Genomic DNA, 19,841 nt, shown 5'->3' on the forward strand with positions numbered 1-19,841 from the left:
CGGGGCGCGGCGTCGTAGGTCCGAACCGCGGGGCCGGCAATCTACGCGGTTGCGCTGATGTTCGCAGTACGCGGAGGCCGCATGCTGGCTAGCATGAGCGAACCCGAGGCGGACACGCCGCTGAACTGGAGCGACCTGGGTGTGAGCGAGCTTCCGACAGGAACGGTGACGTTGCTGCTGGCCGATGTCGAGGGCTCGACGCGGCTGTGGCAGACCCAGCCCGAGGAGATGACGGCCGCCGTCGCGCGGCTCGACCGAACCGTGTGCGAGCTCGTCGCGGCCCATGAGGGTGTGCAGCCTGTCGAGCAGGGTGAAGGCGACAGCTTCGTGGTCGCGTTCGCGCGCGCCAGCGATGCCGTGGCATGTGCGCTGAAGTTGCAGGGGGCGCCGCTGGCGCCGATCCGGCTGCGCATCGGGGTGCATACCGGAGAGGTGCAGCTGCGCAACGAGGGCAACTACATCGGGCCGACCGTCAACCGGGCCGCGCGCCTGCGCGATTTGGCCCACGGCGGGCAGACGGTGCTGTCGGGTACAGCCGAAGATCTGGTTTTCGACCGGCTGCCGGTCGACGCCTGGCTGACCGACCTTGGTACGCACCAGCTGCGCGATCTCCCCCGTCCGGAACGGGTAGTGCAGCTGTGCCATGCCGACCTGCGCAAGGACTTCCCGCCGTTGCGCACCCGCGAAACCGTTGTCGCCGCGCATCTTCCGGGGCAGTTCACGAGTTTCGTGGGACGCGAAGCCGAAATGAATGCCGTCCAGCAGATCCTGGCCGACAACTCGGTCGTGACGCTCACCGGGGCGGGCGGAGTCGGTAAGACGCGCCTGGCAGTGCAGGTGGCTGCGGCGGTCGCGGGTGGATTCGGCGGCGGGGTCTGGTGTGTCGATTTGGCGCCAATCACCGATCCCGGTCTCGTGGCAGTCGCGGTGATGCGCGCGCTGGGCCTGCCCGATCAGCAGGGCAGCTCCACGATGGACATGCTGCTGCGGTTCGTCGGCGACCGCCGGATGCTGTTGGTGCTGGACAACTGTGAGCATCTGCTGGACGCGTGTGCCGAGCTGATTGTCGGCCTGCGGGCCGGCTGCCCTGTGGTGACGCTCATGGCGACGAGTCGTGAGCCGATCGGCGTGGCGGGCGAGGTCAGTTGGCGGGTGCCGTCGCTTTCGCTGGCCGACGAGGCGATCGAGTTGTTCGGCGACCGCGCGCGACTGGTCCGCTCCGATTTCCGCCTCACCGACGAGACCGCCGGCACGGTGGCCGAGATCTGCCGGCGTCTCGACGGCGTGCCGCTGGCGATCGAGCTGGCGGCGGCGCGGGTGCGCGTCCTGTCATTGATCGAGATCCGTGACGGTCTGCATGATCGCTTCCGTCTGCTGACCGGCGGTGCCCGCACCGCGGTGCGCCGTCAGCAGACGTTGCGTGCGTCGGTGGACTGGTCGCACGCGCTACTGACAGAGCCCGAACGCATCTTGTTCGCGCGGCTGGCGGTGTTCATGGGCGGCTTCGATCTCGACGCCGCAGAGGCGGTTGCCGGCGGCGCCGACGTTAAACGCTTCCAGGTCCTCGATCTGCTCACGTTGCTGGTCGACAAATCCCTAGTGGTGGCCGAAAACCGAAATGGTGCAATGCGATACCGATTTCTGGAGACGGTGCGCCAGTACGCTCTGGAAAAACTCGGCGAGTCAAGCCAAGCCGACGCAGTGCGTGCCCGTCACCGCGACTACTACACGGCTCTGGCGGCGATGCTCGACATTCCGACATCCACCGGCCATGAGCAACTGCTCGAGCAGGCTGACATCGAGATCGACAATCTGCGAGCGGCTTTCACCTGGAGCCGCGAAAACTCCGATATTGGTCTCGCCTCGCAACTGGTCTCGTCGCTGCAGGAGCTGTGGCTCGGACGGGGCCGGGTCCTGGATGGACTGGCCTGGTTCGACGCGGTACTCGCCGACCAAGATGCACGGCCCGGCGAGGTAGCGCCCGCAGTGCGCGCGGCGGTGCTCGCCGACAGGGCCATGCTCGACGCCTTCATGGGTGCCAACAGCGACATGGAGCACGTTCTTGAGGCCCTGGCGATCGCGCGGGAAGTCGACGACCCGGCCCTGTTGCTCCGGGCCTTGACCGCCTGCGGTTGCATCGCCGTCTACGACCCCGACGTGGCCCGCCCCTACTTCGCCGAGGCGATCGGCCTGGCCCGCTCGACAGGCGACGAGTGGAGGCTCAGCCAGATTCTGAGCTGGCAGGCGGTCGGGGCGGTAATGGAGGGCGATCCGGTCGCGGTTCGCGCGGTCGCCGAAGAAGGACGTGAGGTCGCCGACGCCAATGGTTACGGGCACGCCTCCCGTGGATGCCGGTGGAGTCTCGCTACGGCGCAAGGGATGGCCGGTGACCCGGTTGGGGCCATCGCGAAGTTGAGTGAGGTGGTCGCCGACGCCGATGCTGCTCACGACCGGTACTGGGGATGCAACGCGCTTTTCATGCAGGCGCTCATGCTGGCGTATCACGGGGAGCTGAGTGCGGCCAGGGGCTCCGCCACCGCGGCCGTCGCCGCCGCCGCGGATCTCGGCGGATTCTTCCCGGGCCTCGCCTATGTGGGGATGACCGCGGCGACCCTCGCTGCGGGCGACGTTGCCGCGGCGGACGAGGCGATTGCGGCAGGCTTGCCCTATCTCGGCATTCAGCCCAAGCAGGCGGCGATCTGGATTGCCTACGCGGCCCAGGCCGCGATGGCGCGCGGAGACCTGGCCGGGGCTCGGCGTCTGTCCGATGACGCCGTCGCGGCGACGAACGGCTTTCACCTGTCGTTGGCGCTGACGACGCGCGCGGGCGTAGCGATCGCCCAGGGTGAGCCGGAGCAGGCTGACCGTGACGCGCACGACGCGCTGGCCGCATCCGCAAGCATTGGGGCGTATGGCGCCACCTCCGAAACTCTCGAGTGCCTTGCCGCACTTGCCGTCGGCGCCGGCAATCACCGCGAAGCGGCACGGCTCTTCGGCGCCGCAGATGCCCTCCGGAAGCGCGGCGGTTTCGTCCGTTTCAAGATCTTCGACGTGTTCGAATTCCCGATCGCGGCTGTTCGTGACGCGATGGGCCAGAAGGACTTTGAATCCGCCTGGGGCGAAGGCGCCGCACTGTCCACAGAGGAGGCGATCGCCTACGCCCAGCGCGGCCGCGGTAAGCGCAAACGCCCCACCAGTGGCTGGGCCGCACTGACCCCCGCCGAGCGCGACGTCGTCCGACTGGTGAGCGAAGGACTCGCCAACAACGACATCGCCACAAGGCTTTTCGTATCACCGCGCACCGTCCAAACCCACCTCACCCACGTCTACACAAAACTCGGACTGGCCTCCCGCGTGCAACTGGCCCAGGAAGCTGCCCGACACGCGTGAGCAGAAGGCAGCGACTGTGCGCTTGATCCACAGCAGTGCCCACTAGAGGCGATCCAGTTGCGCACGGACGTCCACGCTTTGATCGATCATGCGCACGCCAGTGTGCACGCGGCCAACATGAACCGCAGAACACGTGGGATATACCCCGCGCTGTAAGGACATACGGCGCTCGGCTCCCGTCCATACGCCCCCCGGCCCGCGGAGTTACGCGTTCTGACTGACGATCTGGGACCACCAACAACCCATCGTCGATTCATGACCAACGATTGCGACCGTGGAGGTAAGCGGCGAAATGTCGTCAACGACAAGGGGAACGGTCATGGCAGGGCTCAGATCACAGGCGAAGACAACGAGAGGCAACGAAATGAACAAAAGCGGGTTCGCGATGGCAGTGACGGTCGGACTGGCCAGCTTCGGCATGGGTGCCGGTGCCGGCACCGCAGCTGCCGATGGGCTGGACGTCTCGCCGCCAGCCGTCGTCGACGTGGATGGCTTCCAGAACTATGACACCTCGTCTTACCCGGCGGCCCCGTCTTACCCGGCGGCCTCGTCTTATCCCGGGGCGTCATCTTGGCCGGGATAGTGGTGGTGCTTGTCCTTGCTTATCGCGACGGCGGTGGTCCTCGACCTCGTAAATGGCTCGACCGCTTGGGCACGCACTCGCACCTTCGAACCACTGGACTGGACGGAGTGGCTGCCGCGATTCACTCTGTGCCCGCGTGGTTTGACCGAAAGTCGCATCGCGCCGAGCACTGTCGACGTCGAAATGCCATACAGTTGCGGCCACGATGATGGGACCGTGGTGGTGTCGCCTACGAGGACACAGAATAGAGCGCACGGAAAGGCGCGGGGTGGAGACCACCCAAAAGACGGCCGCCTGTCTAACCTGCGGACGACGGTGGGACACCAGCCCACCGAGCGGCTTCCAAGACTAGGGCTGGCGCTGTAGGGAAGCCTGCCGGCATTGCGCCGTATCTGCAGCTCGCCACAGCGTGAGTTCGTAGACTGAGCCGATGTCCCGGCAGGACGATCCCGATGCGCTCGCGCCGGACGATGCGCGGATCCTCGCCATGGAATCGGCGGCGATCACCGGCCATACCCTGAAGTTGAACGTCCTCGAGCCGGGCACCGGCCCGCTCGACCTCGACGCACTGAGAGTTGCGGTGGCACAGCGGCTTCCGAGCCAACCGCGGGCCACTCAACGCGTCGACACGTCGGGACCGCAACCGCGTTGGGTGCAGGCGACCGACTTCGACATCCGCGATCACGTCCGGAGACAGCCGACGTCGTGCGTCTCCCGGGCCGACCTCTGGCGGATCGTGAGCGCGCTGATGTCCGAGCACCTCGACCGCAGCCGGCCGCTGTGGACGTTCGACGTCATCGGACCGCTCGCCGACGGTCGCGAGGCCATCGCGGTTCGCATCCACCACGCGATGTGCGACGGGATCGCCGCCGTCCGATTCCTGCACGCCGTGCTGTGGGACGCACACGACGACCCGCCGGCCAGGGCGACCGCTGCAGGGGTCCACCAGCCCAGCGGTTTCGCGGAGACCCTGCGGATGCCCGGCGCCGTCCTGCGCGAACTCGGTCACCCCGGTTCGCGATCGCCCTTCGACCGCCCGATCACCAACGCCCGCGAACTCGCGTTCACGGTCGCGCCGCTGACCGAGGTGAAGGCGATCGGCGCCAGCAGGCCCACCCGCGCCACGGTCAACGACGTCCTGCTCGCGATCATCACCGGCGGCCTGCGGACCTGGCTCGGCCAGTCGACGGGCCTCGCGCATCACCTGCACGCCCAGGTGCCCGTCAGCCTGCATCACCGTGATGAGGGAGCCGCCGAGCTGGGCAATCGGGACTCGTTCATGAACGTCGACCTGCCGCTGCGCGAGGCCGATCCCCTGGTGCGGCTCGACCGGATCAGCGCAGAGACCGGTGAGCGCAAACGCCTCGACGACGCCGGGGAGATGTACGACCTGCTGCACGCCCTTGGCCGGATGAAGCACGTCGGCCACGCTGCCCAGCGGGTCTCGAGGAGTGCGCGCGAGTTCAGCGTGGCGATCTCGAACGTGCCAGGCCCACGCGTGCCCGTCGGCGTCGCGGGACGCCGTGTGCAGCACCTGTTTTCATCTTCGGAACCGGCCGCCCACCACGCGCTGCGCATCTCGGCGATCTCCTGTGCCGGCGACCTCGGCATCGGGTTGTGCACCGACCCGCAGGCGCTGCCCGACATCGCGCGCCTTGCCGACGCGATCGAAGCCTCCTACGCCGAGCTGGTGACCGCGACGGGCTGACGTCACCCCGTGGCGGGCGCGGGGATGACGTCGATCGCGTCGACGTCCGGCTTGACCGGGAACCGGCGCTCGCTGTCCTCGATGACCAACGTCCCCGACGCCTCGGGCTCGGGGTTGCCCCGCGGAATGATGAGCGCCCGCTGACCCGGGTAGACCTCGGCCGCCTGCAATGCCACCGTCGGCGGGTCGCCCTGGACGAGACGATCGGGGGCGAGGTCCCATATCCGCGGCGAATAGGAACTGGGCGGGTCGCATCCCCAGGTCGCGAGCGACAGCGACATCGGCTGGGCCTGCTGCCACCACATCCGCAGCACCTGTGAGCCCGTCGCCGGCCCCGGTGCCGCGACGTCGAACGTCTGCTGGGATCCGTCCGCGTTGGACACCACGACGGCGGCGGTGCCGCAGTTGTTGCTCGAGGGCCGGTACAGCGCGTACACCAGGCTCGCACCGTCGGGACTGAGCACGGCGTCGGCCACCGGCGCGTTGGCGTCGGCGGTGCCCAGCGGCGTCGGTGGCGCATTGCCGCGTATGGCGTACAACGTGTCCGGCCCGCCGAACGACGTCGGCGTGGACTCGACGCGCGCGACGATGGCGGTGCCGTCGCGCGCGGTGAGCAACTTGGGTTCCGGCGGTGGCGACACCCCGTAGACGGGCGGAAGGTCGGCGGTCTGGCGCAGCGTCGGCTGGGCGGAGGCGTTGGCGAGGTCGAGCTGCATCAGCCGGTTCGGCTGCTCCCACCACACGACCGTGCTGCCTCCCGCGGTGCCCAACCGGGCGGCCTGCGGCAGCGGGATCACGCGGGTGGCCTTGCTGCGCACGTCGAGGGTCACCAGGTTGCCGTCCGCGGAGCCCGCGAAGACGAACCGGCCGTCTTCGGTGACCAGCGGCTCACTGGAGGGCGAGAAGTTGCCCGACGCCTTGGCGTAGATCTCCGTGCCGTCCACCACGCCGATCTCGGTCGACGCGCGGTACGCCACCAGGGGACCCGTCGGTGCCGCCGGCTCGGACGTCTTCGTCGGCGCGGTCGTGAATGCAGGCAACGTCGGGGGCGTGGCCGGGGTCCCACCGGGTGGGGTGGTGCAGCCCGACACCAGGCCCGCGCTCAGTGCCAACAGCAGCACCAATCGGAAACAGGCACTCGGGATTCGGGAACTCACCGTGTCCATCAAAGCCGACAACGCGGCGGGATGCACGAGCCAGCCGCGGGCTCGGCGGCGTCAGGAGGGCGGATACGGCAGGCCGAATTCGTCCGCAAGCAGGCTCTGCACGACGATCATGGCGGCTTGCGAACCCGCCGCGATTGCGCCCGCGACGTAGGGCTGCTCGGTGCAGACGTCGCCTGCCGCGAAGGCGGTGGGCACGCTGGTCCGGTGCAGGGAATCGACGTCGATCGCGTCCGGCGCCAGGGGGCCCTGTGCGCAGGTGACGCCCAACTTCTCGGCCAATCGCGAGCGTTGCCGAAGCGGCGCCTCGACCAGCAACCCGTCGCGCTCCATGCGGTCACCGTCGGCGAAGGCGACGTGAGTGAGCCGACGATCCTTGCCGATCACTTCGACGACGCGCCGCTCGTCGACGGTGACGCCCGCCGTGTCCAGCAGCCGTCGTTGCCTGGCATCGAGCTGGGAGGCCCCGTCGGTCAGCACCGCCACGTCGTCGCTCCAGCCGCGCAGCATCAGCGCCCCGTGGACTGCCTCGTCGCCGGCTGCGAGGACCGCGAGCCGCTTGTCGCGCATCTCCCAGCCGTGGCAGAACGGGCACTGGAACACCGAATCGCCCCAGAGCTCGTCGACCCCCGGCAGGTCCGGTGGGCAGTACCGCATGCCCGTTGCCAGCACCACCCGCCGAGTGCGTACCTCCTCGCCGTCGTCGAGCTCCAGCGCGAAGCCACCGTCGACGGGTGCGCCGCTGACCACCTCGCCTGCGCGGTACTCGACGGTCGGGTAGACCGACAGCTCGCGGCGGCCGGTGGCATACAGCTCGGCGGGGGGCCGTTGGTCGTAGCCGAGCACGCCTCCCATGACCGTCGCGGCACGGTTGCTCTGCTCGTTGGCGTCGACCACCAGCGTCCGCCTGCGGGCGCGGCCCAGGACGAGCGCCGCGCTCAACCCGGCCGCGCCACCGCCGACGACCACGCACTCCCACTCGTTTGCCATGCCCGCGAGATTTGCCGACGACGCGTCATCCAAACCTCGGACGTCACGACGTTCGACACCCACCTAGGCTTGCCGGAGTGTCCGCGCCATCCATCCCCGACCTTCGTGCGCGGCTGGACGGCCTCACGATCCGCGACGCCGATCGGCTGCGGCGCCGCCTGAAGGGTCTGCGCGGCAGCAACCCGGCGGCCGTCGCCAAGATCGCCGAGCAGTTCGCCGCCGCCGAAGGCCTGATCGCCACCCGCACGGCCGCGGTCCCGGTGATCGGCTACCCGGACCTGCCGGTGAGCGACCGGCGCGACGACATCGCCAAGGCGATCACCGAGAACCAGGTGATCGTCGTGGCCGGCGAAACCGGTTCGGGCAAGACCACCCAGTTGCCCAAGATCTGCCTCGAACTCGGTCGCGGGATCCGCGGCACCATCGGGCACACCCAGCCGCGGCGACTGGCCGCGCGCACCGTCGCGCAGCGCATCGCCGACGAACTCGGGGTGTCGCTGGGCGATGCCATCGGCTACACCGTGCGGTTCACCGATCAGGCCAGCGACCGCACGCTGGTCAGGTTGATGACCGACGGCATCTTGCTCGCAGAGATGCAACGCGACCGGCGGCTGTTGCGGTACGACACGTTGATCCTCGACGAGGCGCACGAACGCAGCCTCAACATCGACTTCCTGCTCGGCTACCTCCGCGAGCTGCTGCCCCGCCGGCCGGACCTGAAGGTGATCGTCACGTCGGCGACCATCGAGCCGGAACGGTTCGCTGCGCACTTCGGCGGGGCACCGATCGTGGAGGTCTCGGGCCGCACCTATCCGGTCGAGATCCGGTACCGCCCCCTCGAGGTGCTCGCACCCGCGGACGACGGTGACGATCCTGACGACCCGGACCACGAGGTCGTCCGCACGGAGATGCGCGATCAGACCGAGGCCATCGTCGACGCCGTGCGCGAACTCGAGAGCGAACCCCCGGGCGACGTCCTGGTGTTCCTGTCCGGCGAGCGCGAGATCCGTGACACCGCAGAAGCTTTGCGCGGTGCCGTCAAGCACACCGAGGTGCTCCCGCTGTACGCCCGGTTGCCGACCGCGGACCAGCAGAAGGTGTTCGCGGCCCATACGGGCAGGCGAGTCGTGTTGGCCACCAACGTCGCCGAGACGTCGCTGACCGTGCCCGGCGTGCGCTACGTCGTCGACCCCGGCACCGCGCGCATCTCGCGCTACAGCAGGCGGACCAAGGTGCAACGGCTGCCCATCGAGCCGATCTCGCAGGCGTCGGCCGCGCAGCGGGCAGGCCGGTCCGGACGCGTCGCGCCCGGTATCTGCATCCGGCTGTACTCCGAACAGGACTTCGAGTCCCGGCCGCGCTACACCGATCCGGAGATCCTGCGCACCAACCTCGCCGCGGTGATCCTGCAGATGGCGGCGCTCGGCCTCGGCGACATCGAGGCCTTCCCGTTCCTCGACCCGCCCGACCGGCGCAGCATCCGCGACGGCGTGCAGCTGCTCCAGGAACTCGGCGCGTTCGATGCGGGCGGCGCGATCACCGACCTGGGTCGACGGCTGGCCCGGCTGCCGTTGGATCCCAGGATCGGCCGAATGATCCTGCAGGCCGACACCGAGGGCTGCGTGCGGGAGGTGCTGGTGCTGGCGGCGGCCCTGTCGATCCCCGATCCGCGCGAACGGCCCACCGACCGCGAAGACGCCGCCCGCCAGAAACACGCCCGCTTCGCCGACGAGCACTCCGACTTCGTGTCCTTCCTGAACCTCTGGAGTTATCTACGTGAACAGCGGAAGGAGCGGTCCGGCAACGCCTTTCGGCGGATGTGCCGCGACGAGTTCCTGCACTACCTGCGCATCCGGGAGTGGCAAGACCTGGTCGGTCAGCTGCGCAGCATCGCGAAGGACATCGGCATCGTGGAGGCGGGTGACGCCGAGCCCGCGGACCCCGCGCGCGTACACGCCGCGCTGACCGCGGGGCTGCTGTCGCACATCGGCCTTCGCGAGGGCGAGACCGGGGAGTACGCCGGCGCCCGCAACTCGAAGTTCGTCCTGGCGCCCGGGTCGGTGCTCACCAAGCGGCCGCCGCGCTGGATCGTGGTGGCGGACCTGGTCGAAACGAGCAGGCTGTACGGCCGGATCGCCGCGCGCATCGAACCCGAAGCCGTCGAACGCATCGCGGGCGACCTGGTCCAGCGCACCTACAGCGAGCCGCATTGGGGCGCACGGCGCGGCGAGGTGATGGCCTTCGAGCGGGTCACGCTCTACGGCCTGCCGCTGGTGGCGCAACGCCGGGTCGGGTACGCCCGCATCGATCCGGTACTGGCCCGCGAGTTGTTCATCCGGCACGCACTGGTCGAGGGCGATTGGCAGACCCGCCACCACTTCCTGCGCGACAACGCCCGGCTGCGTGAGGAATTGGAGGAGATGGAGGAGCGGGTGCGCCGCCGCGACCTGCTCGTCGGCGACGACGAGATCTACGCGTTCTACGACGCGCGCGTGCCTGCCGACGTGGTCTCGGCCCGGCACTTCGACGCGTGGTGGAAGAAGCAGCGCCACCGCACGCCCGAACTCTTGACGTTCACCCGTGCCGATCTGCTGCGCACCGACGTCGACGCCGATCGGCCGGACAGGTGGCAGGCGGGTGACCTGTCGCTGCCCATCACCTACCGCTTCGAGCCGGGCGCCGAGGACGACGGCATCACCGTGCACGTGCCCGTGGAGGTGCTGGCACGCCTCGGCGGCGACGAGTTCGCCTGGCATGTACCGGCGTTGCGCGAAGAGTTGATCACCGAACTGATCCGCTCCCTACCGAAGGACCTGCGCCGCAACTTCGTTCCCGCTCCCGACACCGCCCGCGCGCTGCTCACCACCCTCGACCCAGGATCCGAGCCGCTGTTGCAGGCGCTGCAACACGAATTGCGCAGGCGCACCGGCATATTGGTGCCCATCGATGCGTTCGACCTCTCCAAGATCCCGGCACACCTGCGGGTGACGTTCGCCGTCGAATCCGCCGACGGCACCGAGGTGGCCCGCGGCAAGGATCTCGACGCGTTGCAGGACACGCTGGCCGCTCCGGTGCGGCAGGCCGTCGCCGGCGCGGTCGCCGGCGGCTTGGAGCGCTCCGGGCTGCGGGCGTGGCCGGACGACCTGGACGAGTTGCCGCGCGTGGTGGAAAGCACCCGCGGCGGGCACACGGTGCGCGGCTACCCGGCGTTGGTCGACGGGGGGACCGCCGTGGACGTGCGCGTGTTCGCCACCCAGGCCGAACAGGGCGCCGCGATGCGGCCGGGCACCCGTCGGCTGCTGCGCCTGTCCTCCCCGGCTCCGGCCAAAGCGGTTGAGCGGGCGCTCAATCCACGCACGCGGCTGCAGTTGGGAGTCAATCCGGACGGCTCGCTGGCCGCGCTGCTCGACGACTGTGCCGACGCCGCCGTCGATCTCCTGGCGACCGCACCGGCGTGGACGCGAACCGAGTTCGCCGCATTGCGGGACCGCGTCGCCGCCGCCCTGGTACCGACCACACTGGACGTCGTCGGCCGCGTCGAGAAGGTGCTGGCCGCGTGGAACGACGTGCAGGTCGCGCTGCCCGACAAACCGCCGCCCGCACAGGCCGACGCCGTCGCCGACGTCCGGACCCAGCTGGCCGACCTCGTCCCCCGGGGTTTCGTCACCGCCACCGGGGTCGCCCACCTTGCGGACCTGGCCCGGTACCTCACCGCCATCGGCCGTCGCCTCGAGCGCCTGCCTCACGGCCTCGCCGCCGACCGGGAGCGTATGCAGCGGGTGCACGCCGTGCAGGACGCCTACGACGACCTGGTCCGCGCGCTGTCGCCGGCGCGTGCCGCGGCCGACGACGTGCGCGACATCGCGCGGATGATCGAGGAGCTGCGGGTGAGCCTGTGGGCGCAGCAGCTCGGCACGCCACGACCGGTCAGCGAGCAGCGCATTTACCGGGCCATCGACGCCGTCCTAGGGTGACGCGTGGCCCTCTATCGCATCAGCGCATGGTTCGTCTGCCACGACGTGCGGTATTCGGGGCACGTCGAGTGCGTGGTCGAGCGTGACGCGGCGCCGACCGCGGCCGAGGCCGAACCGAACCTGTGGCCGCTCGCCGACGCCCAGCTGGACGCGATGTTCCCGGGCGAGAGCGGCTCGGGGTGGCGGAACGACTTCACCAGCGTCACGGTGACGACGCTCACCTCATGACGGGTGTATGGGAGGTCATCGCGCTGGCGCTCGGTGTGCTGGTCGCCGTCGTGCTTGCATTCTTCCTGAATCCCGTTGCGGGGCAAGGTGATCCGGACATGGCGTGGGAGGGCCGGGTCGCGGCGGGTTTCGCGGCGCTGATTCCCGGCGGTGTGCTGTGGATCGGGCAGGCGGCGGCGACGTTGCTTGCGACGGTGACCGACGGTGGTGTGCGGCCGGCATGGCTGTGGGGTTGGCTGGTGGCGGCGCCACTTCTTGGTGCTTCGCCCCCGGCCACCGCGCTGGCGCGACGGGTGCGAAACGATTCCGCCGGCGCCGATCCGAACCGACGTGTCGCCGCGGTTCAGTACGAGGCGAACCTCGCCTGGGCCGATACCGTCGCCGAGCCGGGTTGGGAATTGCGTCGCACACCAGCGCTTCCGATCCGCTGGCCACCACCGCCGAACGGGTCAGCGGTGTGGCTCTGCTACGCCGAAAGGCCGGGTGCCGCTGGGTCAATCGAGCTTGCCGGCCCGTGGGCGCGGATCACGCTGCCCGCGGATGGCTCTGCGGCGCCCACCGTCGAGCGGTTGTCCGAGGCGGTGGAACCAATCGGGCTTCAGCAGGAGCCCGCGTCTGCGGCGTCGCAGGCGCGGCTGGTCGACGTCATCCGTCGTGGTGACCCCAACGGCGTGTTGGCCCGAGCCTTGGCCGGCTGGCGCGCGCACAACCCGGTGATCGCGGCTCACCCGACGGTTGCGCCGCATCTGCCTCCGGCTTAGTCGCTGACGAGAACCGAGACGTAGCCGATCGGGATACCGGTGCGGGCGGCGATGCACTTGCGGGCGGCCAGTTCGACGGCCGCGCGGCGAGTGGCGTGGGTGACGCCGTCGATCTCGGGGATCCGGATCAGCCAGCCGCTGACGTCACGGCTCGCTTCGACGTCGAAGCACTGACCAACGGTCGCAACGGGGATGGGGCGGCCGGCGCGAAGCCTGCGATTGCGGAGGGCTGACGCGCGTCGCGTGGTGGGCTGAATTGCCATTGCCTTCATTCCTGAATCGACGGAGAACCGTCGGCAAGCGTAGGGGCTGCGAAACCGGAAACCTAATCGCGGCGGGCACTGTTCAGGCCGTGGTCGCAGACCGTTCAACCGCGCCCCGCGGCATCGTGCAGGATCTGCTGCAGCCGTTCCAGCGGATCACCCGTCTCGGGGTGCAGCCGAAGCTGGGTGTCCGGTTCGACCGGCGCCGTTCCCACCGGAGGCGGTGGTGGAGGCGGCGGTGGCGGTTCGGCGACCGGTGGCGGCGGAGGTGGCGGTGCCACCCGCGCCGCGTCGATCTTGGCGTGCAGCCGGCCGGCCGCCTCCTCGCGAACGGCGCGGCGCTCCTCGTCGGAATCGGTGTTGCCCGTGAAGCATCCGGCAGGCGCCTCCTCGACGACCGCCAGCGCGCTGAGATACCTGGCAACCGCCTGCTCGCCGTCGAGGACGCTTGCTGCCCGGTCGCCGAGCGTCTCCCTGACGAGTTCCAGATTCACCCTGGCAGGACAGGACTCGGCAGGCGCACTGCGCGCCAGCGCCGCGGAGAACTCCCTGTCGGCGTCGTCGAGACGATTGTCGAGGACGGCTAGGCCGCCCGCGGCGAAGGAGACCTTCGCGGGCTCGACGACGTTGAGCACGTTGAGCATTGCGACATTGCCACGAAGCGCACCGGTGTCGCGCTCCGCGAAGTTTGAGGCAGCCAAGCCACCGGCGATCACGACGGACGACAGCTTCAGAATCGCGACGACCATCACGACCGCGATCGGTGCGGAGAACACCAGCAGCCGCCGCCGCAGGCGCGATCGTCGGTTCATACGACCACGTCCGCGTTGGCCAGCCGGGTGCGGCGGAACTCGCGCAGCACCAGGTACAGCTCGATGAGGATGAGGATCGCTGCGCCGACGGCGGGAACCCAGTACAGCTCGGTGCGGCCGGCAGGGGCGGCCGCGACGTCGGCGCTGGTGGTTTGCTCGGCCGGCTGGGGAAGTGCTGCGGTCAGTGATTCGGTTGCGTCGCGGGGAACGTAGGGGACGCCGATCTGATCGGCGACGCCACGCAGCGCGGCCTCGTCGACGGCCGACCGGGCGTCCGTTCCCGGGATCGGCCCGCCCGCCGCGGTGCCGTAGCCGAGCACGGCTCCTCCGTCGACGGTTCCCGCGGGAAGGTCGAATTCGCGCTGTGGCGCTTGGGCTCCTGCGGCGCCGGCACCGAAGTAGAACACCAGGTTCTGCGCCCGCGGGTACTGCTGCGACGCGCCGATCAGCTGATAGCGCAGCACGTTTCCCGCCGCACCGGGGTTCGCCTGGTCGATCGCATCCGGCGTCGCGGCGTACGGCGTGACAGCGGCCATGACGGGGCGCAGGCTCCAGGTATCCGCCGAGAGCGGCCAGTCCAGGGACGGCCGCGACGAGAACGTGATCACGGCGAACCGGGCGTCGGGATAGCGGTCCATCAGCGCGGCAATGTCATCACGCACGCCGGCCATCCGGGCCCGGTCGCCGTCCCAGTCCTCGACGCGCATGTCGGGGGAGCGGTCGACGACGAGGAACACGTTCGGTTCGGTGTCCCCTGCGACGCGGGTCGGGCCCTGCTCCTCGGTGCCGACCATCGGGCGGGCGGCCGCCGCGACCAGCAGGAGCGCCGCCAGCGTCAACCCGGCCCACCGCCAGAGCACCGTCCGGGTTCGACTAGTCGGTGCCATTCTGCGCAGGACGACGACGCGCGCCGCGACGATGGCCGCCGCGACGGCAAGAAGCAGCAGCATCGGCAGCACCGGCTCGAAGGTCATCGCCGCATCACCACCGGCCACGCCGCCAACGCCACCGCTGCCAACAGGGCCAACCCCAACGGAACGTCGGGCGACTCGGTCGGCTTGGTGCGCGCGGCCTCTGCCGTCGCCGTCGCCGCGGGTGGATGGGTCCGGATGTCCGCGAGACCCGTGGTCACGTCGGCGTCCGCGGAGACGGACCGGCCACCGGTGTCACGGGCGACGGCGGTCAGCTTCTGCGAATCGGCGCCGGTGACGAGCACGTTGACCTGAATGCCTGCCGTTCTCGCCATGTCCCGCACCCGGTCCGCGGTGAACAGTGCCGGTCGTGTCTCGTCGGGTGCACGCAGCGCGTCGGGGCCGACGTAGATGATCGAACGGCGTTGCGCGGCCTTCTCGTCGAACGACGGAAACCCGGCAAGGCACAACGCCAGGACGTCCTCGACGCCCTGGGCGTAGTCGGAGTAGGACACCGACGGCGCGAAGCCCGCGGCCTGGGCGGCACCCCGTGGTTGCGCATAGGCGGCGAATTGGCCTGCCGCGTACTGGTAGTCGCGGGTCAGCGGGATGACCCTCCGGTTCGGCGACGTCAGCCCGACGCGTTCGGTGGTGAACGTCTTCACCTCCCTCGCGACGTCGCTCAGCACCGCGCTGACGGCGGGATCGGTCACCGGTCCGCCGACGCAGACCATGATGTCCTGGGGCTGGCCGACCGCGGATGCCCGTGCCGCGGTGGGCAATCCGGTGGGCCGGGCAGCGGCGACGACCGTCGTGGCGAACATGACGACCAGCAGCGCGATGGTGACGGCCGTGGCGATCGACCGCATGCGGGCGGCGCGGACGTACTCGGGAAGCCGGGCCAGACGGCCGACGTTGGCGAGTGGCAGCAGCCGCCGGCGTTCGGCCGCCATGCGAAGCATCAGGACCGCGACGATGCAGATCGCCAGACCCACACAGCCGGCGATCGCCACGGGCCACCACGTCAGGTCCACGATCGGATCAACTCCTCCGCGTCTTCGCTGACCTGGCCGACGTCCACGTCTGAGGCCGCGTTGAACTGCGCGTCGTTCAGACTCTCCAAAAGAGGTGCAACGGAGGCGACTTCACTGGCGGCGATGTCCTCGAGCTGCATGTACTGCACGCGGATGCCGGTCGCCTGCTGCAGGAATCCGCGCAGTGCACCGCTGATGAGGGCGCCGGCAGGGGCGGGGGCCAGTTCGCCTGCCCGGTACCGATCTCCGGCCTCGCGGACCGTCGAGGCGAAGCGACGCTTGAGCATCTTGTCGCGCGCGACACCGATCACCGGGAGATCGTGCAGCCGCTTCTCGGGCATGGTGGCGACGAAAACACCCGCGTACCAGAGGATGAGGACGAGCAACAGCAGTATCGCGATCCACAACCACCAGGACGAGTAGGGCGTCGGACCGATGACGTGACGGAGCAGGTCATCCGGCACGGGCGAACACCCCGGTCATCTCGATCAGTGCGGCCCTGATCTCACCGCTACCCGCAATCAGTGCGTGTGGCACGCCCTGCAGCGTCATGAACTCCGAAAGTTCTTCCCGCCGTTCGGCTTCGGCCTTGCGATACGCGGCGATGACCCGCGGCCCCACCGCGGCGCCACTCAACACGAACCGGCCGGTGGTCACGTCGTAACCGTCATGCTCGTCCTCGACCGATCCGACCGCGGGCAGGTCGGACACCATCGCCCACATGACGTCGTGCCGACCGGTGAGCCGGCTGAGAACCTCACCGAGCCGGGCGTCGACGTCGGGCTCGTCGGACACCACGAACAGCAGCAGCGGACGACGGTAATGGCTTGCCACCCACTCCAATTGAGTGACGATGTTGCTGCGCGCCGGGTGCTTCGTCGTTTGATCGTGGAACCGGTGCAACAAGTATTCGATGTGCGTTTCGCCGCGCCGCAGCCGGATGTCGAGGCACCCGCGGGCGTCGCCGAACACCATGCCGACCTCGTCGGAACGACGCAGGGTGATCAATCCCATCGCGCCGATGACGTTGGCGGCGACGTCGGCCTTCGTCTCACCGGAGGGTGCGAGCGCGGTGGTGTTCCGGCCGGCGTCGGCCACCACCAGGATCTTGTGATGCTTCTCGGAGACGAAGCGCTTGATCAGCACATGGCCCGAGCGGGCCGACGCCTTCCAGTCGATGTCGCGGACGTCGTCCCCAGGCACGTAGGGCCGCAGGTCGTCGAACTCGAGGCTGCGGGTGTGCACCAGCGCGTAGCGCCCGCCCTCCAGCAGTCCGCTGGTGTCGCGGCCGAAGTACTTCTTGGCACGATCGAGGTGCTTGCCCACGGTGCTCGTCTACCTCATGACCTCACGGCACCCGGACGGCCTGCAGCACCGCGTCGACCACGGCGTCGGGCGTCACCCGGGCGCTGGCCGCCTCGAAACCGAGGATCAGGCGGTGCCGCAGGACCCGGTGCGCCAGCCGGGCGATGTCGTCGGGCACGACGTGGCCGCGTCCGCGCAGCAGGGCCAGGGCGCGCGCCGTCCGGCAGAACGCGATCGTGGCGCGCGGGCTGGCGCCGTATTCGATGAGCCGCGCGGTGCTCGCAGGCAGGTGCTGCTCGGGCTCGCGGGTGACGCCGACCAGGCGGCTGGCGTAGTGGATGAGGGCGCGGTCCATGTGCACGGCCCGGACGAGTTCCTGTACGCGGCGGATGTCGTCGGACCCGACGACGGGCGCGGTCCGGTGGTCCTTGTCGTAGAGGCCCGCGTCCATCCGCGAGATGACCTCGACCTCGTCGTCCGTCGACGGGTACTGCACGATCTCCTTGAGCATGAAGCGGTCGGTCTGCGCCTCCGAGAGTGGGTACGTGCCCTCCTGGTCCACCGGGTTCTGGGTCGCGATGACGAGGAACGGCTCGGGGATCGGATACTCGACGCCTGCGATCGTGGTCTGGCGTTCCTCCATGGCCTCGAGCATCGCGCTCTGCGTCTTGGCGCTGGAACGGTTGATCTCGTCGAGAAGCACGATGTTGGTGTGCACGGGCCCCAGCTGCGTGACGAACGAATTCGTCGACGCGTCGTAGACCTGGGTGCCGATGATGTCGCTGGGCAGCAGGTCGGGCGTGCACTGGATGCGGCGGAAGCCACCGTGAATGGATTCGGCGATGACGCGGGCCGCCAGGGTCTTGGCCAGTCCGGGGACGCTCTCGATGAGCAGATGGCCACCCGCCAGCAGGCCGATGAGCATCGATTCGCGGAGGTGGTTCTGCCCGACCACCTTCGCCGAGAACGCACCGGCTACGGCGCTCACGATGCGCTGGGCTTCGGCCATTTCTCGCTGGTCAAGCTGCGATCGTGCTGCGGTCATGGGTCCTTCCGTGGCGGGCGAAGTGCAGGGCAGGCATACCCCGACACGCCGATTTCATGCCCGGACGGCGCTCCCACAGGGTAGGTCGTCGGCGTCAGTCGATGACTGCGGTCGCCTCCACCTCGACGAGGAAGTCCGGCGCGGCGAGCGTGGCGACGCCGATTCCCGTCAGCGGTGCCATCGGCGTCACACCCAGCTTTGCGGCGGCTCGCGCGACGCCGTCGACGAACTGGGGCATCTTGTCGGGAGTCCAGTCGACGAGGTACACGGTGAGCTTCACCACGTCGTCGAAGGAGGCGCCGGCCTCGGCCAACGCGGTGGCGACGTTGAGGTAGCACTGCTCGACCTGAGCGGCGAAGTCGCCGACGCCGACCGTGTTCCCGTCTGCGTCCGAGGCGATCTGGCCTGCCATGAACACCAGCTTCGATCCGGTGGCAACGGACACCTGCTTGTAGATGTCGACCTTCGGCAGACCGGCGGAATTCATCAGGGTGATCGTCATACGTACTCCTCGTCGTGGGCGCGCTCGTGGCGGCTCCCGTAAGTTCGTGAGGTCATGCTCGCACTCCTCCTGCCTCTTCTGGGGTTCGCGCTTCTCGATTCGCTCAACGTCCTCAACCTCGGGGTGACGACGGCCGTCGTGTACGACAGCCGGCTGAGCCGCAAGTCTGCACTACCGGCGGGGTTGAGCTTCGTCGCCGGTGTGTTCGCTGCGACCAGCACGTTCGGCGTCTTGACGGTGTTGGGATTGAACTTCCTGACCGACCGGCTGGACTTCGACCTGACGCCGTCGATCCGCTACTGGGGTCAGCTGGCGCTGGGCGTCGTGCTGATCGCGCTTGCGCTTCTGACGTCCGGGGTCAGGAAGCCTGCGGCGCCACTGTGGGTGCTCAACATGGCCAGGAGCAATCCGTGGCTGCTCGGTCTGGTCGGCCTGGTCATCGGATTCGGGCAAGCCCCCACGGCCGTGCCCTACCTGACCGGACTGGCGATGCTCTCGGCGCGCGAACCGCTGCCGACGGGCTGGCCGGTGATCGTATTCTGCTACTGCGCGCTCACCTTGGTGCCGTCACTGCTCGTGCTGGGATTGTCGACGCGGCGAACCGTCCGGGCCAGGCGTATACAACGCAACTTCGTTCGCGTGCTCACCCGGTACGGGCCGCTTGCCGTCCGAATATTGTTTGGGGGCATCGGAATCGTGCTTGCCGTCGGTGCGCTGCTGCACTACGACGAACTCTGGTAGGCGGGGCTCTGGTTTTGGTGCAGCGCCGATCCCCGTCGGTTCCGCGCGCCGCCGCCCGTCGGTTTCAGTCGGTTCCGCGCGCCGCCGGCGTATGCCGTTTGCCCGCCTCACAGCGACTTTTCGCGTCCCTGCCTCGAAAAGTCGCTCGGAGGTGGGCAATTCGGTGGTGGTCTCGGCGTGGATGGTGCGCTCGAGAAAATGGATTGCGGCGCAACGAGTGATGCGCGTTGACGAATATGGACCAGGGGGAGAAGGCGATACTGGCGGGCCTACCCGAAGTCGGCTACGCCGCGTCGCGTGTCGACTGGAACAGTCTGCGGCAGAATGCCGTTGGCCGTGCGCTGGGCCGGGACACGTCGACGGCGACCCACGTCGTCGAGACCAAGCAGGGGTGGTTCGCGACGATCCTCGCGGAGCTGACCCGGTAGCCA

18 protein-coding genes are annotated in these 19,841 nt (G+C 69.2%); 8 read left to right on the forward strand and 10 right to left on the reverse strand.

Going from position 1 to position 19,841, the window contains the following annotated elements:
• The first annotated feature begins 93 nt into the window (after positions 1-93).
• From N536_RS0131020 to N536_RS0131030, 3 genes are all read left to right on the forward strand, one after another.
• On the forward strand, positions 94-3,390 hold the full coding sequence (locus N536_RS0131020) for a LuxR C-terminal-related transcriptional regulator (protein WP_369798488.1): 3,297 nt from the start codon (positions 94-96) through the stop codon (positions 3,388-3,390).
• 364 nt (positions 3,391-3,754) lie between these two features.
• Positions 3,755-3,973 carry a hypothetical protein gene (locus N536_RS42435; protein ID WP_155948815.1) on the forward strand — a complete coding sequence of 73 codons (219 nt, stop codon included), beginning with the start codon at positions 3,755-3,757 and terminating at the stop codon, positions 3,971-3,973.
• Between the two features lie 430 nt (positions 3,974-4,403).
• The gene (locus tag N536_RS0131030) at positions 4,404-5,681 is read left to right on the forward strand and encodes a wax ester/triacylglycerol synthase domain-containing protein (RefSeq protein WP_029117172.1); all 1,278 of its coding nucleotides are present in this window, start codon (positions 4,404-4,406) and stop codon (positions 5,679-5,681) included.
• A gap of 2 nt (positions 5,682-5,683) precedes the next feature.
• Here the strand turns inward: N536_RS0131030 and N536_RS0131035 are convergent, their stop codons facing one another.
• Together N536_RS0131035 and N536_RS0131040 are read right to left on the reverse strand one after the other, a co-directional pair.
• Complete coding sequence (locus N536_RS0131035) at positions 5,684-6,847, reverse strand: hypothetical protein (protein WP_036438241.1); 1,164 nt, start codon at positions 6,845-6,847, stop codon at positions 5,684-5,686.
• 51 nt (positions 6,848-6,898) lie between these two features.
• Entirely contained in the window at positions 6,899-7,834 is a 936-nt protein-coding gene (locus tag N536_RS0131040; protein WP_029117174.1) for an NAD(P)/FAD-dependent oxidoreductase, read from the reverse strand.
• A 77-nt stretch (positions 7,835-7,911) separates the two neighbouring features.
• Between N536_RS0131040 and hrpA the strand changes: the two genes are divergently transcribed.
• Genes hrpA through N536_RS0131055 form a run of 3 tightly spaced genes read left to right on the forward strand, consistent with a single transcriptional unit; the run spans position 7,912 to position 12,797 of the window.
• Entirely contained in the window at positions 7,912-11,808 is a 3,897-nt protein-coding gene (hrpA, locus tag N536_RS0131045) for an ATP-dependent RNA helicase HrpA (RefSeq protein ID WP_029117175.1), read from the forward strand.
• Between the two features lie 3 nt (positions 11,809-11,811).
• Complete coding sequence (locus N536_RS0131050; protein WP_029117176.1) at positions 11,812-12,036, forward strand: hypothetical protein; 225 nt, start codon at positions 11,812-11,814, stop codon at positions 12,034-12,036.
• Positions 12,033-12,797 (forward strand): hypothetical protein, encoded by a 765-nt coding sequence (locus tag N536_RS0131055; protein ID WP_029117177.1) that lies wholly within the window; start codon positions 12,033-12,035, stop codon positions 12,795-12,797. The genes N536_RS0131050 and N536_RS0131055 overlap by 4 nt, the downstream gene beginning before the upstream one ends.
• Here the strand turns inward: N536_RS0131055 and N536_RS0131060 are convergent.
• From N536_RS0131060 to N536_RS0131095, 8 genes are all read right to left on the reverse strand, one after another.
• Positions 12,794-13,060: a long chain fatty acid-CoA synthetase gene (locus tag N536_RS0131060; protein WP_231514688.1), complete on the reverse strand. Its 267-nt coding sequence runs from the start codon at positions 13,058-13,060 to the stop codon at positions 12,794-12,796. The two genes, N536_RS0131055 and N536_RS0131060, sit on opposite strands and share 4 nt — an antisense overlap.
• A gap of 104 nt (positions 13,061-13,164) precedes the next feature.
• On the reverse strand, positions 13,165-13,872 hold the full coding sequence (locus tag N536_RS0131065) for a hypothetical protein (RefSeq protein ID WP_029117179.1): 708 nt from the start codon (positions 13,870-13,872) through the stop codon (positions 13,165-13,167).
• Complete coding sequence (locus N536_RS0131070; RefSeq protein WP_369798489.1) at positions 13,869-14,867, reverse strand: peptidase; 999 nt, start codon at positions 14,865-14,867, stop codon at positions 13,869-13,871. The genes N536_RS0131065 and N536_RS0131070 overlap by 4 nt, the downstream gene beginning before the upstream one ends.
• On the reverse strand, positions 14,843-15,817 hold the full coding sequence (locus N536_RS0131075; protein WP_029117181.1) for a hypothetical protein: 975 nt from the start codon (positions 15,815-15,817) through the stop codon (positions 14,843-14,845). Before N536_RS0131075 ends, N536_RS0131070 begins: the two co-directional genes overlap by 25 nt.
• Entirely contained in the window at positions 15,808-16,281 is a 474-nt protein-coding gene (locus N536_RS0131080) for a hypothetical protein (RefSeq protein WP_029117182.1), read from the reverse strand. The genes N536_RS0131075 and N536_RS0131080 overlap by 10 nt, the downstream gene beginning before the upstream one ends.
• Positions 16,271-17,143, reverse strand: coding sequence for a DUF58 domain-containing protein (locus N536_RS0131085; protein WP_029117183.1), 873 nt, complete (start codon positions 17,141-17,143; stop codon positions 16,271-16,273). The genes N536_RS0131080 and N536_RS0131085 overlap by 11 nt, the downstream gene beginning before the upstream one ends.
• Before the next feature lie 22 nt (positions 17,144-17,165).
• Entirely contained in the window at positions 17,166-18,167 is a 1,002-nt protein-coding gene (locus N536_RS0131090) for a MoxR family ATPase (RefSeq protein WP_029117184.1), read from the reverse strand.
• 94 nt (positions 18,168-18,261) lie between these two features.
• On the reverse strand, positions 18,262-18,669 hold the full coding sequence (locus N536_RS0131095; protein WP_029117185.1) for a RidA family protein: 408 nt from the start codon (positions 18,667-18,669) through the stop codon (positions 18,262-18,264).
• Positions 18,670-18,723: 54 nt separating this feature from the next.
• Here N536_RS0131095 and N536_RS0131100 point away from each other — a divergent pair, with 54 nt between their 5' ends.
• Both N536_RS0131100 and N536_RS0131105 read left to right on the forward strand, forming a co-directional pair.
• Positions 18,724-19,410, forward strand: coding sequence for a GAP family protein (locus tag N536_RS0131100; protein ID WP_029117186.1), 687 nt, complete (start codon positions 18,724-18,726; stop codon positions 19,408-19,410).
• A 227-nt stretch (positions 19,411-19,637) separates the two neighbouring features.
• Positions 19,638-19,838 carry a hypothetical protein gene (locus N536_RS0131105; protein WP_155948816.1) on the forward strand — a complete coding sequence of 67 codons (201 nt, stop codon included), beginning with the start codon at positions 19,638-19,640 and terminating at the stop codon, positions 19,836-19,838.
• Positions 19,839-19,841: the final 3 nt, after the last annotated feature.

The sequence above is a fragment of the Mycobacterium sp. URHB0044 genome, assembly GCF_000620625.1.
In the GTDB taxonomy this organism is placed as follows: Bacteria; Actinomycetota; Actinomycetes; order Mycobacteriales; family Mycobacteriaceae; genus Mycobacterium.